The organism is Okeania sp. SIO3I5 (genome assembly GCF_010672085.1).
Classification (GTDB): domain Bacteria; phylum Cyanobacteriota; class Cyanobacteriia; order Cyanobacteriales; family Microcoleaceae; genus Trichodesmium.
Genome location: NZ_JAAHHT010000238.1, coordinates 1 through 14717 on the forward strand (window position 1 = coordinate 1; position 14717 = coordinate 14717).

The 14717-nt window shown below is 38.0% G+C and carries 13 protein-coding genes and 2 pseudogenes; 9 read left to right on the forward strand and 6 right to left on the reverse strand.

Annotation, left to right across the window (positions count from 1 at the left end; all coding sequences use genetic code 11):
• Positions 1-179, forward strand: a pseudogene (locus tag F6K40_RS32815) (alpha/beta fold hydrolase); the annotation flags it as partial.
• A 612-nt stretch (positions 180-791) separates the two neighbouring features.
• On the opposite strand, the gene F6K40_RS32820 reads toward F6K40_RS32815, so the two are convergent.
• From F6K40_RS32820 to F6K40_RS32830, 3 genes are all read right to left on the reverse strand, one after another.
• Positions 792-1946, reverse strand: a complete 1155-nt coding sequence (locus tag F6K40_RS32820; protein ID WP_293142196.1) for a tetratricopeptide repeat protein — start codon at positions 1944-1946, stop codon at positions 792-794.
• Positions 1947-2117: 171 nt separating this feature from the next.
• A complete protein-coding gene (locus F6K40_RS32825) occupies positions 2118-3224 on the reverse strand; it encodes a glycoside hydrolase family 10-like protein (protein ID WP_293142198.1) in 1107 nt (368 codons plus the stop codon).
• Positions 3225-3958: 734 nt separating this feature from the next.
• Positions 3959-5263, reverse strand: a complete 1305-nt coding sequence (locus tag F6K40_RS32830; protein ID WP_293142200.1) for a homoserine dehydrogenase — start codon at positions 5261-5263, stop codon at positions 3959-3961.
• A 538-nt stretch (positions 5264-5801) separates the two neighbouring features.
• Between F6K40_RS32830 and F6K40_RS32835 the strand changes: the two genes are divergently transcribed.
• From F6K40_RS32835 to F6K40_RS32845, 3 genes are all read left to right on the forward strand, one after another.
• Positions 5802-6647 carry a class I SAM-dependent methyltransferase gene (locus F6K40_RS32835; RefSeq protein WP_293142202.1) on the forward strand — a complete coding sequence of 282 codons (846 nt, stop codon included), beginning with the start codon at positions 5802-5804 and terminating at the stop codon, positions 6645-6647.
• Positions 6648-6843: 196 nt separating this feature from the next.
• Entirely contained in the window at positions 6844-7053 is a 210-nt protein-coding gene (locus tag F6K40_RS32840; RefSeq protein ID WP_293142204.1) for a hypothetical protein, read from the forward strand.
• Complete coding sequence (locus tag F6K40_RS32845) at positions 7053-7301, forward strand: hypothetical protein (RefSeq protein ID WP_293142222.1); 249 nt, start codon at positions 7053-7055, stop codon at positions 7299-7301. Before F6K40_RS32840 ends, F6K40_RS32845 begins: the two co-directional genes overlap by 1 nt.
• A gap of 103 nt (positions 7302-7404) precedes the next feature.
• On the opposite strand, the gene F6K40_RS32850 is transcribed toward F6K40_RS32845, so the two are convergent.
• Positions 7405-8586: a GNAT family N-acetyltransferase gene (locus F6K40_RS32850; RefSeq protein WP_293142206.1), complete on the reverse strand. Its 1182-nt coding sequence runs from the start codon at positions 8584-8586 to the stop codon at positions 7405-7407.
• A gap of 481 nt (positions 8587-9067) precedes the next feature.
• A complete protein-coding gene (locus tag F6K40_RS32855; RefSeq protein WP_293142208.1) occupies positions 9068-9706 on the reverse strand; it encodes a Uma2 family endonuclease in 639 nt (212 codons plus the stop codon).
• Between the two features lie 334 nt (positions 9707-10040).
• Here F6K40_RS32855 and F6K40_RS32860 point away from each other — a divergent pair, with 334 nt between their 5' ends.
• Both F6K40_RS32860 and F6K40_RS32865 read left to right on the forward strand, forming a co-directional pair.
• Complete coding sequence (locus tag F6K40_RS32860) at positions 10041-10820, forward strand: hypothetical protein (RefSeq protein WP_293142210.1); 780 nt, start codon at positions 10041-10043, stop codon at positions 10818-10820.
• 209 nt (positions 10821-11029) lie between these two features.
• Entirely contained in the window at positions 11030-11854 is an 825-nt protein-coding gene (locus F6K40_RS32865; protein WP_293142212.1) for a DUF1822 family protein, read from the forward strand.
• Positions 11855-12154: 300 nt separating this feature from the next.
• On the opposite strand, the gene F6K40_RS32870 is transcribed toward F6K40_RS32865, so the two are convergent.
• Positions 12155-12313 (reverse strand): hypothetical protein, encoded by a 159-nt coding sequence (locus F6K40_RS32870; RefSeq protein WP_293142213.1) that lies wholly within the window; start codon positions 12311-12313, stop codon positions 12155-12157.
• Positions 12314-12656: 343 nt separating this feature from the next.
• On the opposite strand from F6K40_RS32870, the gene F6K40_RS32875 reads away from it, so the two are divergent.
• From F6K40_RS32875 to F6K40_RS32885, 3 genes and pseudogenes are all read left to right on the forward strand, one after another.
• The gene (locus F6K40_RS32875) at positions 12657-12905 is read left to right on the forward strand and encodes a hypothetical protein (protein WP_293142215.1); all 249 of its coding nucleotides are present in this window, start codon (positions 12657-12659) and stop codon (positions 12903-12905) included.
• Between the two features lie 67 nt (positions 12906-12972).
• Positions 12973-13254, forward strand: coding sequence for a type II toxin-antitoxin system VapC family toxin (locus F6K40_RS32880; protein WP_365673608.1), 282 nt, complete (start codon positions 12973-12975; stop codon positions 13252-13254).
• Positions 13255-13292: 38 nt separating this feature from the next.
• Positions 13293-14717 (forward strand): annotated as a pseudogene (locus F6K40_RS32885) (hypothetical protein); the annotation flags it as partial.

The window sequence follows — 14717 nt, forward strand, 5'->3', positions numbered from 1 at the left end:
AGTTTACGGGTCCCGAAATAGGTCAACGTTTAGCAGATTTGAATCCTCAAACTGTGCGGATTTTTCAAACATTAGATGATGTGGGTTTAACTCCTCAATTGGAAGTTCCGGCAGTGGTTATTGGGTTGATTAAAAAGTTCTTGAAACAGTTAGATGAAGTTCCGGTTGCTGTAGTTTAGGTAAATGAATAATTAATAATTAATAATTAATAATTAATAATGAAAATTATAGCAATCCGCTTATAAACTATCCGTTATTAATTATTACAGGACTTACGCAAACTCGTAGATAATACGCTTTCTGTAGGGGGCAAATGTCATTTGTCCCTAACAAATATGCTGGTTCTGCGTAAATCCTGAATATAAAATAATGAAGAGGAATAACAGCTTTATATCCCCCCCCCGCAGCCATTGGAAAGGGTAGAAACTCTCAAAGTCCCCCTTTCCAAGGGGGATTTAGGGGGATTATAAATTTAGCTCATAACTGTGAGAATTGCTCTATTAATTATCCATTATCCATTATCCATGATTAATAATATCATTGTAATTTTTTGAGTTGATCTAGGGACCTTTGATAGAACTCTTGGTTTCCTTGTTGTTTGTATAAGTCGGCAGCTTTTTTCAAGTCCGATCTAGCTTTTTCAATTTTTGAGATAGCTTTGACGCAATGCTCCGCAAAGGTTTCTATAATTATACGAAATCCGGTTAGAAAAAGGTAGTTTATCCAAATCATTCTAATCCTTTGGCTTTAAGTATTCCATAAATATCCTATCTAAACTGGATTTAGTATTATTATAATTTTCTGAGTTCATCTAGAGACCTTTGATACAACTGTTGATTTCCTTGTTGTTTGGATAAGTCGGCAGCTTTTTTCAAGTCCGAGCTGGCTTTTTCAATATTCCTGTTACGCTTGTGAGTCAAACCCCTGTTATAGTAAGCACCAGCATATTGGGGATTGATTTTAATAGCTTGGTTAAAGTCAGCGAATGCCTTTTGATATGCTTTCTGTATTCCGTAAATAACACCCCTGTTATTGTAAGCTTTAGCATATTGGGGATTGAGTTGAATAGCTTGGTTATAGTCAGGGAGGGCTTTTTCATATTCTCCTAGGTCATCGTAAATAAGACCCCTGTTACTGTAAGCTTCAGCAAATTGGGGATTGAGTTGAATAGCTTGGTTAAAGTCAGCGAGCGCCTTTTCATATTCTTCTAGGTCATCGTAAATAAGACCCCTGTTGTTGTAAGGCAGCCAAAGTTGTGGATTGTTTAGTCTGATAGATTCGTTGTAATCAGCGAGCGCCTTTTTATATTCTCCCTGCTCGTGGTAAATCTCACCCCTGTTATTGTAGGCTTTAGCATATTTCGGATTAAGTTGAATAGCTTGGTTATAGTCAGCGAGCGCCTTTTCATCTTCCCCTAGATCATTGTAAATAATACCCCTGCTATAGTAAGCTGTAGCATCTTCGGGATCAAGTCGAATACCTTGGCTGAGGTCAGCAAGGGCCTTTTCTTTGTCTCCTAGGTTATCGTAAACAATACCCCTGACAACGTAAGCTTTAGCCAATTTTGGATTGAGTTCAATAGCTTGGTTATAGTCAGGTATCGCCTTTTGATATGCTCCCTGATCGGAGTAAACAAGACCCCTGACAAGGTAACCTAGAGCAAATTTTGGATTGAGTTGAATAGCTTGGCTAAAGTCAGCGATCGCTTCTTCATATTCTCCCTTGCTATAGTGCTTAAAACCCTGTTCAAAGTAACTTTCAGCATCCCGCTCGGTAGAATCTTTTTGACCAATAATTACCTCCAAACTAGCAGAAGTAAACCTACCGTTTCCAGTAATCAAACTAGGAGTAATAATTTCTACGCTACTTATTTGTGCTTCAGATTTACTATAGCCAACTAGAGCTATTGTGATTAATCCAATTATTAGTTTAGTAATATGTTTCATTATGGTTATTTGGTTATTTAAACCTTTTGAGATCGCTTTGACGGAATGCTCCGCAAAGCTTCCTAGCCATGACATCGGGTGTCATTGCCAGGAAGGATAGTTAACATTTTATATCAAGTCTCAAGCTTTTTCAACAATGAATAATGAATAATGAATAATTACCTCTTCTTTTCAAGGATAGGATTGACTCGAAGGAAAATTTTTATTTATTATCCCCTTAAAAGGGGAGGCTTTAAACCAAAATTTTTCGGTAAACTTCTGATATGTTACTTTTCCCATACTCCTTAAACGACGTAACACTAAATATTCCCAACTAAAAATCGAATACCCATAGCCTTGTTGTTTGACTGCTGCAACCTGTTTTTGTACTGTATTAAGTGAAAAAGGTACTACATTCCAAGTTGCTGAAATGCCTACTCCAACTGGCACATAATCAGAAGCAGTATAAATACCAGAATTTGATAAACTTGCCACCACTGCTTCTGGTGTTGGACGATAAACCTGCAATACTACTTCATCTACTATGCCTTGTTTTACCCACCACAACCAATCTTGATTGTATTTCGAGACGGCAAAGTTGTAAGGATTAGGTGAAACGCTAACAACCATTTGAGGATTTTTAGCTTTAATGTAACTATACACCTTTTTGGTTAAGCTAGTTAATGCCTGACGTTGATTGCTATTACCAAAAGTTTTGGGAACGGCCCAATGATCGTCTAGTTGAATTCCTTCTAGTCCTTTGATTTTCAAAATATCATCTATGTGACCTAAGATGTATTCTTGAACTTCTGGATGAGTTGGATCTAACCAAACATTTCCATCTTCTACAGTTTCCCCTTCTACTGTTTTTAGCAACCAATCTGGATGTTTCTCAGCAATAGAATTTTCAGGATGAAGCATCATACCATATTCAAACCAAGCATAAGGTTTTAATCCTTGACGGCGAGATTCCTGAACTGCTGCTTTGAGAGGATTAGTCAAAGGAGGACGCAATAAAAAGTGAGTAGAACTGTGAGAAGTTGGATAGAGCGTTCCTGTTAAACCATAAACACTGAAGTAAACACGGTCATATCCTGAGAGAGAAAGATGATGTAGGATTTCGTCTAAGAATGTGGTGTGATGTAAAAATGCTGTTGCAACATTGGTCATCCAAATTCCCTGCATCTTATCCTTAACTACAGGAGAACGAGGAGAGGCATGATTAGTTGCCACCAACAATAAACAAACTACTACTACGATGCACAACCATCTGAAGAACTTTTTGATGATTCTTTTCATTAGACATCTCCAGAAACTAAGTTTTATAGCGCTACGCGCTAGGGAATAGGGAATAGGGAATAGGGAATAGCAAGCTTTCAGAAGGTTTCAGGATTTATAAGTGTCCTAACCTTTGCTTCGACTGCTATACTCTCAGAACTTACACACAACCACCGTATAGAACCCATGATGAATATTAAGTAGGAACGGGCAAGATACCTATTCCACTGGCGTTGCTGAATTAAGGGATGAATATTAAGTAGGAACGGGCAAGATACCTATTCCACTGGCGTTGCTGAATTAAGGGATGAATATTAAGTAGGAACGGGCAAGATGCCTATTCCACTGGCGTTGCTGAATTAAGGGATGAATATTAAGTAGGAACGGGCAAGATGCCTATTCCACTGGCGTTGCTGAATTAAGGGATGAATATTAAGTAGGAACGGGCAAGATGCCTATTCCACTGGCGTTGCTGAATTAAGGGATGAATATTAAGTAGGAACGGGCAAGATGCCCATTCCACAAATATTAGACATCTCCGAAAATTAAAAATAGAATCAATTCTTATCCAGAAATTATCAATTACTGTTCCCTGTTCCTTCTTTTCCGGAGAGATCTATTAAGGAACGGGCAAGATGCCCCCAAACACAAAACTATTAATAACGGGCAAGATGCCCATTCCACAGCGCATTTATGCAACACCCCACCAGTTTTTCTAAGTTGGTGTTTTAATTGCCATCTGAATTTTTTTGTTTCTACAACACCCTCAATACACTAGCGATGCTATCAATCACATCTAATGATTGAACTTCCTCTAATGCTTGCCGGAAGTTGCCTTCTCTGACATCATGGGTGACAACAACTATTTCTGCAAGTTGCTCCTGTATTCCTGTTTGTACCACAGATTTTAAACTGACATCATGTTTACCGAAGGCACTGCCGAGTTTACCTATTACTCCTGGTTTATCTTGAGTTAGGAAACGAGCATAAAATCTGGTGACGAGTTCTATGATCGGTGCTATTTCACAATAATGTTGATGGGTGCAACTTAATAATGGGTGGGGAATAGGTTCGGTTTCCGTTTGCAGAATAGCAGCAATACTCATAATATCCGAAACGACCGCACTCGCAGTCGGACCTTCACCAGCACCAGGACCAAAAAACATGACTTGTCCGATGGGTTCTCCTGCGATGAGAATGGCATTGTAAACATCGTTGATACTAGCGAGGGGGTGAGTTTTGGGAACTAGAGTCGGATGAACTCTTAGTTGTAGTTCTTCTGTGGTGGAGTTGGTGTTCTTGGGGTCGTGCTTGGCGATCGCTAATAATTTAATTACGAAGTCTAGTCTTTCAGCATAGGCAATATCTGCTGCCGTTACTTGACGAATACCTTCGCAGTGAATATCTTCTAATTTGATTCGACCGGCAAAAGCAAGGGAAGCAAGAATGGCGATTTTATCTCTGGCGTCCAACCCATCTACATCAGCAGTGGGGTCTGCTTCTGCGTAACCTAACTTTTGAGCATCATCGAGAACATCTGCAAAGTCTGCTCCCTCTTTTTGCATTCTGGTTAGAATGTAGTTAGTAGTTCCGTTGATAATACCGATAACAGAATGAATGCGATTAACTCCCAGAGATTCTTTGAGAGGTTGAATGACTGGGATACCGCCTGCAACTGCTGCTTCTAGCATGACATAAACACCTTTAGCGTTAGCTGCCTCGAAAATTTCAGGACCGTAACGAGAAATGACAGCTTTGTTGGCAGTAACGATATGTTTACCATTTTCGATCGCTTTGAGAATTAGACTTCTTGCTGGTTCCAACCCACCGATGAGTTCTATTATTATGTCTACATCTGGGTCAGTAGCGATCGCCTCTAAATCTGTTGTTAAAATCTCTGGAGATATATTAACATCTCTAGTTTTGGATAGATCGCGCACTCCCACTCGGTATATTTCCAATTCCTGAATTAAAGGATGGCGACCTTGTGGGGATAGCAAAATTTTTGCTGTCCCTGTACCGACTGTACCTAATCCCAACAAACCGATTTTGAATCCCACGATTGTTAACCCTTACTGAATTAAATTTTTTGAGCAAAGTTCAGCTATAATAGCTGAATATTATTTAATATTAACAGATAAGTTGAACAAAAAAATAGTTTCTCTAGAAAAATATTAGACCTCTCAGGAAAAGAGGGAATAGGGAACAGGGAACAGGGAACAGGGAGAAGTAATTGATAATTTCTGGATAAGAATTGATTCTATTTTTAATTTTCGGAGAGGTCTATTATTTCTAGTTAAATATTTATTATTCAAATAGTAGGTTACTTTAGTTATTAGTTATCAATTAATGGATGGATTACCTAACCAGATCCAATTGATCAAGAGAAAAGAGAATTCCGTATTTCAATCCCGAAGCTTTAGCTAGAGGTACTGATTACTGATTACTGATATGACATCCTTATCCAAACATGATATAATTTTAATAGACATCTCCAATAATAAAAAATTCAATCAATTATCGTAGATAAATTATCAATTATTTTTCCCTACGAAAGTAGTTGAATTTTTTGTCACAATTAGTTTGAGATTTTTTTTTATGAATCAACTTAACTTAAATAATTACAAACAAGAAATAGCAGATTTATATACTAGAAGAAGCGAGGGATATGATAATAGTGATTGGCACTGGAGAATTGCTAATCGTTTAGTTGAATATGGACAAGTAAGTCCCGGTCAAAAAATTTTAGATATTGCCACAGGAACTGGTCATTGCGCTATTGCAGCAGCTCAATTAATGGGTGAAACAGGAAAAGTAATTGGGATTGATATTGCACCTGGAATGATTATTCAAGCCCAAAATAAAGTTAAAACTCTCAGTCTAAATAATCTAGAATTTTTACTAGCTGATGCTGAAAATATTGATTTTCCAGAAAATTATTTTGAACGGATTTTTTGTGCATCTGCATTTATTTGGATGTCGGATCTAATTAAGTCTCTGCTGCTTTGGCATAAACTTCTTAAACCAGGAGGTATTTTGGGAATTCAAGCTTTTGCTGAAACTGCTTTTGTTGGCGGATTTATTACACAAAAAATCCTTGAAAAATACGGTATTTCATATTTGATGAGTAAACCAACTGGAACAGTTGAAAAATGTCAAGATTTGCTTCAGAAAGCGAATTTTGAATCAATTAAAATTCAAGTGGAACAAGATGGTAATTATATTAGTTTAGAGGAAGCAAAAAAAATGTGGTCTGGAACTTCTCATCCCGCACCAGGGCAATATCCTCACCCTTTATTACAGCTTTCAACAGAGCAATTGAAACAAGCCAAACTAGAGTTTGAAAATGAATTAAAAGTGTTACAAACTGACCAAGGTATCTGGAATGATATAACGACTTTCTACATATACGGTCGTAAACCAATGAATGAGGAAAAGAATTGAAATGACTCAAAGTACAAATATTAAAATATCGGAAATTAGAGGTTCATTTCTATATTTGATTCCCTAAACAATTAAACAATTAAATCATTAGATAATTCAGGTTTAAAGCCTCCCCTTTCAAGGGGAAAAAAATAAATTTTTTCCTTTTAGTCAATCCTCTCCCTAAAAAGGAGAGGTAATTATCCATTATCCATTATTGAATGACCCGTTTTACTACCCAGAATTAGAAACTGTCCGCTATATAAATGATGGTTTAATGATTATCTCTGGAGGCATAATTCAAGAACTAGATACCTACAATAAATTAAAGTATAAATATCCTGAAATTCCTGTTACTTCTTATCCAGGAATGCTAATTTTCCGGGATTTATCGATCTTCATATTCATTATCCTCAAACAGAAATAATTGCCTCCTCTAGTACACAACTTTTGGAATGGTTAGATAAATATACTTTCCCAGTAGAAGGAAAGTTTCAAGACAAAAACTATGCTCAAAAAATAGCATCATTTTTTCTTGATCAACTCTTACAAAATGGCACGACAACTGCCTTAGTTTTAACTACAGTTTATCCTCAGTCAGTCGATGCTTTGTTTGAAGAAGCCGAACTACGAAATATGCGGATTATTAAATGCTTTTCACAGTCTAAAATTTAGCCGCATAACGCACCCTAGAAGTTTTCCACTTTTAACTTTTGACTGTTCAGGTTTTTAGTCTATAAAATCTTACTTTTGAATTTTGACTTTTGACTTTTGAATTTTAAGAATTCCCTTGACTAAAAGGTAAATCTTCATTAATTCTATCCATTTCTAATTGCTCCATTTCGTTCACTTGCCCAATGTAAGATAAAAAGATTTTTGACAAACGATTATGATAAAATCTGTGCATACTATGGTTAGGTGTCGCAGGAAAACCACGGCGTTTTTTATGTCGCCCTCCAGCACCAGGATCGAAACTATTAACACCATGCTCGATCGCCCATTCTATCGGTGCATAATAACAAGCATCAAAATGTAAACAGTCTATTTCATAACTACTACCCCAGTAACGTCCGTAAAGGCGATCGCCCTTGGTAATACAAAATGACATTCCGACTGGAAACCTATCATCTTCTTCACTGTAACCAGCGACAAATAATACTCGATGGCGAAAGTCGTGATGTAATTGTTCAAAAAACCGCTTTGTCAGATATTTACTTCCCCACCAACCAAATTTATCGCAGGTACTCTCGTAAAAAGTATACATCTTAGAAAACAAGGCTTTCGGTATCTCATCCCCAGTGAAAGTCTGCATTTGTAAACCAGCTTTTCCTACCGCTTTCCGTTCCCGCTTAATATTACGACGTTGGTTAGCATTAAATACCTTCAGGTAGTCGTCAAAAGTTTGATAACCTTGATTTTGCCAAATGTAACTATGATGGAGCCAATTGGTAAAACCATTCCGTTTGATAATGGGGTGCCATTCTGGATCGACATAGAGAAAATGACATCCAGAAATATTGTTGCGATCGCAAAAACGGTCAATCTCGCCAACCATCATACCCGTTATTTCATCCTCATCCTCCCCAGGGGCAATCAAAAATCTATATCCCTCAGCAGGAGTAAAAGGCGACATTCCCAATAATTTCGGATAATATTCAATACCTATGCGATAGGCAACTTCGGCCCATTGATGGTCAAAAACAAACTCACCTTGACTGTGCCCCTTGACATATAGTGGTGCTGCTGCTATGAGTTGTCTATCTCGCCATACCGTTAAATGTTGGGGTAGCCATCCACTTCTACCACCCACACTACCAGATTTTTCCATATTGTGGAGCCAGTCCCATTCTAGGAAAGGAGTTTTTAAAGGTTGGGCCAGAGCATCCCACTCTGGTTTAGGGATTCCTGTAATTCTACCCATCCAGGCTAGAGAATATTGAGATTTAGGCTGTTGGATCATTTTTCACTCTCATCGGCATATCTTAGATATCTAAGGTAATCTATTATTTGCTGAGTTGACATTAGAAGTCAGAAGTCAAAAGTCAGAAGTCAAAAGTTAGAATTTAACAGCGCTTTTCAGATGGATAAACCACATCGTCACAACCAAAACCCTGTAGGGGCGATTCGCGAATCGCCCCTACAGTGGTCTACTGAAGTGAAAACCGCTGTAAGATATTTGTTCTAGTATCAGTTATCAGTTTCTACCAGTGCGAGCATCTTGCTCGCCAGTTGTATTCAGTTATCATATTAAATCCGGTAGTATCGGTATAAAAAAGCAGAGAAACCGGGTTTGTAAATGCCCTACCTTGCTGATATTGACTTTCCACAAACCCGGTTTCTTATGTAGGGGCGATTCGCGAATCGCCCCTACAAAGCAAGGGGATTTGATATCAGTACCGAAAATTCAGTCAGAAATTACTTCAGACTTCTGACTTTTGACTTCAGACTTCACTTCTTACCCAATTACGAAATGCTTTCATGGTTTTATTTCTACCTAGAGTTTGACAGCGATCGCGATATTCGGGAATAATTTCAGTTAAGGGTAAATTGGGAAAATGAGGACTAAATTCTGATTCTATATATTTGTTATTTTCTAATACATATATTTGCAATTTTCCTTTTTCAAATCGCCACAATTCACCCACTCCTAAACTGGCATAAATATTAGGATGAGTACGGGAAGTTACATCTATTTCTAGAGCTAGATCGGGAGGCGGATCGATTGTTAAATCTAGACGTTCCTTGTCACGAACTTTAGCTTCATTTTCTATATAAAAACAATTGTCAGGTTCTATTCCTTTTGCCATCTGCTCATTTTTGAAAGTTGTGGAACCTAGAGTTGAAAATTCTATTTCTAGTTCTTCTAGCAGTGCTTTTAGCAAGTCACTAATAATTTCTTTACTACGTTCATGTTTTGGTAAGGGAGCCATAATTTCTAAAGTGTTATTTGCATAAGCTATTCGAGAGGAACGACTTTCTCCTAAGTCAGTGAGAATTTCTTCAAATTCCTGCCAACTTACATCTTTTAGTAATACTTTTTGTCCAGCAGGTACTATCAATTTTTTTAGTTCGAGTAGCATTTTTTTCCTTTTAGGGAGTAGTGAACAAGCAAAAAATATTTACCCCATTAATTGTACTATATTAATCACCGAATCTGCTGTATTTATTCAGCACAAATGATAACTCAAAAGTCTAGTAGGTTGGGTTGAGGAACGAAACCCAACAAAACTTTATTGTTGTTAGGTTTCTAGATTTTTAGACGTGTCAGTCCACTACAATAATTTTCTCAAATTTTAGATTTTTTCCAAAACTGCAATTTTTTGCATGGAATAGCAGATAAAGAGAATAGAGGCACGCAAGAAGATTGCTGTGGCCAAATCTGTCCTTTTTTTGTCCTTAAATTTCAGTAGAAATATGACAAAGGCACCGTTAAAAAGTCAACAACAACAAGTAATGAATGGAAAACCGGAAGACATTATTCAGTTATTCAAGGATTTACTTAGTGATGAATCTCATACTTACAAAATAGCTCAAGATAAGTTGTCAAAATGGCTCTGGCGACATCCGAAAATTGGTATGGTAGTTAAGAGGAGTTTTTCTCAGATTAATTTTGGTGATTCAAATGAGTTTTATAATGATTCTCTGGCGGAAACATTCTTAAAGTTTGACAAAATTATTGAAGCTTTTGTGAGGAAAAATCAAATTACTATTGACAGACTTGATGATTTTTCTGATGAGAAGCTTGGTAATTTATTTATTCGTTACTTTAATCAAGCTCATTACAATAAAGCTTGCGATTTATATCGTAAATTGAAACGAAAAAGTCAAGTTTATGGGCAAATTATTGTCAGTTTAGACCAGCCTAAAAATAATGCTGATGGTCAAGAATATAAAACCCTTGGTGAGGAAATTCTAGACCACAAAAATTTAAACGATTTGGATAATTTTAATCTGGGGGATATGTCTCAGGAAACTATAGATAAGTTACCTATTTTTGGTGATGCTATAGATAAGTTGCGCAATTGTGCTAAAAATGTTGACTGCTTTGAAATTTTACTGCTGAAATGTCAAGGTTACACGCAAACAGAAATTGCTGCAAAGTTAGGTGTTCATCAATCTAATATTAGTCGAAAGTGGCAGAATAAATGCCTCAAATGTATCAATCAAATTATTGCAGAAAATAATATTGAATAATGGGTAATTGATAATGGATAATGAAAGTTACAGCGGATTTCAGTTTGGTGAGGTAAACCCACGCGAGCAAGATGCTCGCACTGGTAATATTTAATTATTAATATCTGTACTTTATATACTTGGAATCTGCTCTATCTATAATTAGAATTATCCATTGATGACTACCAATTTTTCAATTAATTGTCAACCAAAATTTACTAACTTAAACTATGTTCAATATTTACACAAAACCACTTATTTTTAGAGTTCCTTTATCTCTAAAAAATCACGCTCTAGCTGAACAATTTGCTCAACAACAAATTAGCCAAAAACGAGCAAAAGAAATTTATCTAAATACTCTGGCTGTAAATATCGGGCAGGATTTTCTCAATGGCTTAGATTTTGAGACAAATTTAGAGAATGCTGACTGTTTTAATCCTGTTTTGCGGATGGCTGAGGATGTGGCAGATGTAATTATTCCCAATTTGGGAGTAATAGAATTTCGCCGGGTTTTATCAGGAGAAACTGGCTTTTTTATTCCAGAATTTGTCAGAAAAAATCGACTGGTTTATGTGGCAGTTGGTTTTGATGAATCTTTGGATTTTGGCGATATTTTAGGATTTGTTTGTTTGAGCGATTTAACAGAATCTGATGGTTATGTTTCTCTGGAAATGTTACAACCTGCTGAGAATTTATTGGATTATTTAATGCAGTTGGAAGCAGGTAGAGATTTTCTGTTGAGTGACGATCCTTTAGCGGTGGAATTTCGTAATGTTGTCGAGGCAGAAACCCAGGAAAAATCTTTGGGTTTGATGGCGGCAGCATTGGAGGCAATTTATCGTCAATCTCCTGATGATGGCGGTAACTGGCGCGGTAAAGGCGGAAAGGTTTTGGCGGGTGACTTGCCTGCAGTGGGTAAGGTTGTTGAGGAAAGGATGGCTGTTGCTATCAGAGATGAGGTAGGGGAAGTTGTGGCAGAAGTTAAGTCGGTGCCGCGTAAGACTCAAAAGTTGGCTAAACAACTTTTGGGTAAATTGAAAGAGATTTGGGGCTAGACACAGATTTGGCCACGGATACACGGATGATTTGGGGCAGAGGTTAGCGATCGCTTAAGAGCAAGAAAAGGCTAGACACAGATTTGGCAACAGATACACGGATAATTTGGGGCAGAGGTTAGCGATCGCTTAAGAGCAAGAAAAGGCTAGACACAGATTTGGCCACGGATACACGGATGATTTGGGGCAGAGGTTAGCGATCGCTTAAGAGCAAGAAAAGGCTAGACGCGGATTTGGCCACGGATACACGGATAATTTGACGCAGAAATTAGCGATCGCCTCTCTCCAGTCCCCCCCTTTCTAAGGGATAAACCAAGCAGCCAGACACAGATTTGGCCACGGATACACGGATAATTTGAGGCCGAAATTAGCGATCGCCTCTCTCCAGTCCCCCCCTTTCCAAGGGGGGTTAGGGGGGATAAACCAAGCAGCTAGACACAGATTTGGCCACGGATACACGGATTAATTCAGTCGCTCAAACTACTGATAACTGATAACTGATAACTGAAAAGGGGGGGGATAAACCAAGCAGCTAGACACGGATTAATTCAGTCGCTCAAACTACTGATAACTGATAACTGATAACTGATAACTGAAAAGGGGGGGATAAACCAAGCAGCTAGACACGGATTTGGCCACGGATACACGGATTAATTCAGTCGCTCAAACTACTGATAACTGATAACTGATAACTGATAACTGAAAAGGGGGGGATAAACCAAGCAGCTAGACACGGATTTGGCCACGGATACGCCGATTAATTTAGTCGCTAAAATTACTGATAACTAATAACTAAAAAAAAATGAATAAAGAACAAGTTTTGTTAGATAAATGGCGGAGTTTACCTGTGGAAAAACAGCAGGAAGTATTAGATTTGGTGGAACAATTTTATAGGCAAAATCTGGATATAGATCGGGAAAGTCTTTATCAACCTAAAACGGAAATGGGTAAAAAATTATGGCAAATTCGTTCTCAAGCACTTGCTAAACAACCTAAGTTACTAACTTGGGATGAAGTTGAGGCCGAAATTAGCGATCGCCGGACTTGCTGATAACTGATAACTGATAACTGATAACTGAAATGACGATCCCCAACGAGAATATGCGACTAGCTTATTTGTGAAGTTAGAGGTATTGCCCAAAGCTAGATATAATAAACAACTGGATGAAGTTGATTTTTATGAAACTTTTTTTGCTGGTTGTAGTATTTGGGCAAATGAACTGGAAAAGATTGTTGAATCTGCACAAAAGTTAGCTTCTGATTTTGGGTTGGGGGCAATGGATGCTCTTCATGTAGCGGCGGCTATTTCTGTGGGTGTTGATGAGTTAATAACTACTGAAAAGCCAAGTAAACCTATGCACCGAGTAACTGAAGTTCGGGTGGTTTCGATTTCTCAATAACGGATAATGTACAAATATCAACTAACCAATAACTAAAAATGAATGAACAACGCCTAACAGAATACGGAAAACTAATTCAACAACTCCTAGAATGTCCCGAAGGCGAAGAGCTAGACATTCTCCAAAACCATCTACACCTAATAGATGAAGGATTAATCACTGCAACGCAGCAATATGCACAACATCTGGCAGAAACAGGCAAAAAAAATAAGGCTCAACGGCTACTGAATATCGCTGAAAAACTAACAGAATGGTTAAATCAATCGCCAAATTCTGTCTCCGAGGAATCTTACATCACTTTAGTCCAACAACTAATACAAGCAGAATATGAAGTTGGTACAGGTAAAGCAGACGAAAGCATTGTCTACCACATTCTAGACAACAACCGACATCTCCTCGACGAAAACCTCGCCCGCATCCTGCCACAATACGCATCCGACTTGATCGCGAAACTTCCCGCCGAATATATTGATCTTATTGTTAAGTTAATTGGAAACCTGAGTATTGATATTAAAAACTTTCCACGGGGCGACAGAAAAGCACAAATAGAAATAGCGATCGCCGGATATCTTTTCGTTCTCAGCCACCGTCAGGAAAACAGGGAAAAATGGGCAATTACTCAAAACAATCTAGGCAATGCCTACCTTTATAGAATCAGAGGCAACCGGGCACAGAATCAGGAAAATGCTATTGCTGCATATCTTCTGGCATTGGAAGTTTACACCAAAGAAGACTTCCCCATAAATTGGGCAATGACTCAAAATAATCTAGGCAATGCCTACAGTGACAGAATCAGAGGAGATAAAGCACAGAATCTCGAAAATGCTATTGCTGCATATCATCTGGCTTTGTTAGTTCGTACCAAAGAAGACTTCCCGATAGATTGGGCAATGACTCAAAACAATCTAGGTAATGCCTACCTTTATAGAATCAGAGGCAACCGGGCACAGAATCAGGAAAGTGCTATTGCTGCATATCTTCTGGCATTGGAAGTTTACACCAAAGAAGACTTCCCGATGGATTGGGCAATGACTCAAAACAATCTAGGTAATGCCTACCTTTATAGAATCAGAGGCAACCGGGCACAGAATCAGGAAAGTGCTATTGCTGCATATCATCTGGCATTGGAAGTTTACACCAAAGAAGACTTCCCCAAGGATTGGGCAATGACTCAAAACAATCTAGCTGGTGCCTACAGTGACAGAATCAGAGGAGATAAAGCACAGAATCTCGAAAATGCTATTGCTGCATATCATCTGGCATTGGAAGTTTACACCAAAGAAGACTTCCCCAAGGATTGGGCAATGACTCAAAACAATCTAGCTGGTGCCTACTATGACAGAATCAGAGGAGATAAAGCACAGAATCTCGAAAATGCTATTGCTGCATATCATCTGGCATTGGAAGTTTACACCAAAGAAGACTTCCCCAAGGATTGGGCAATGACTCAAAACAATCTAGCT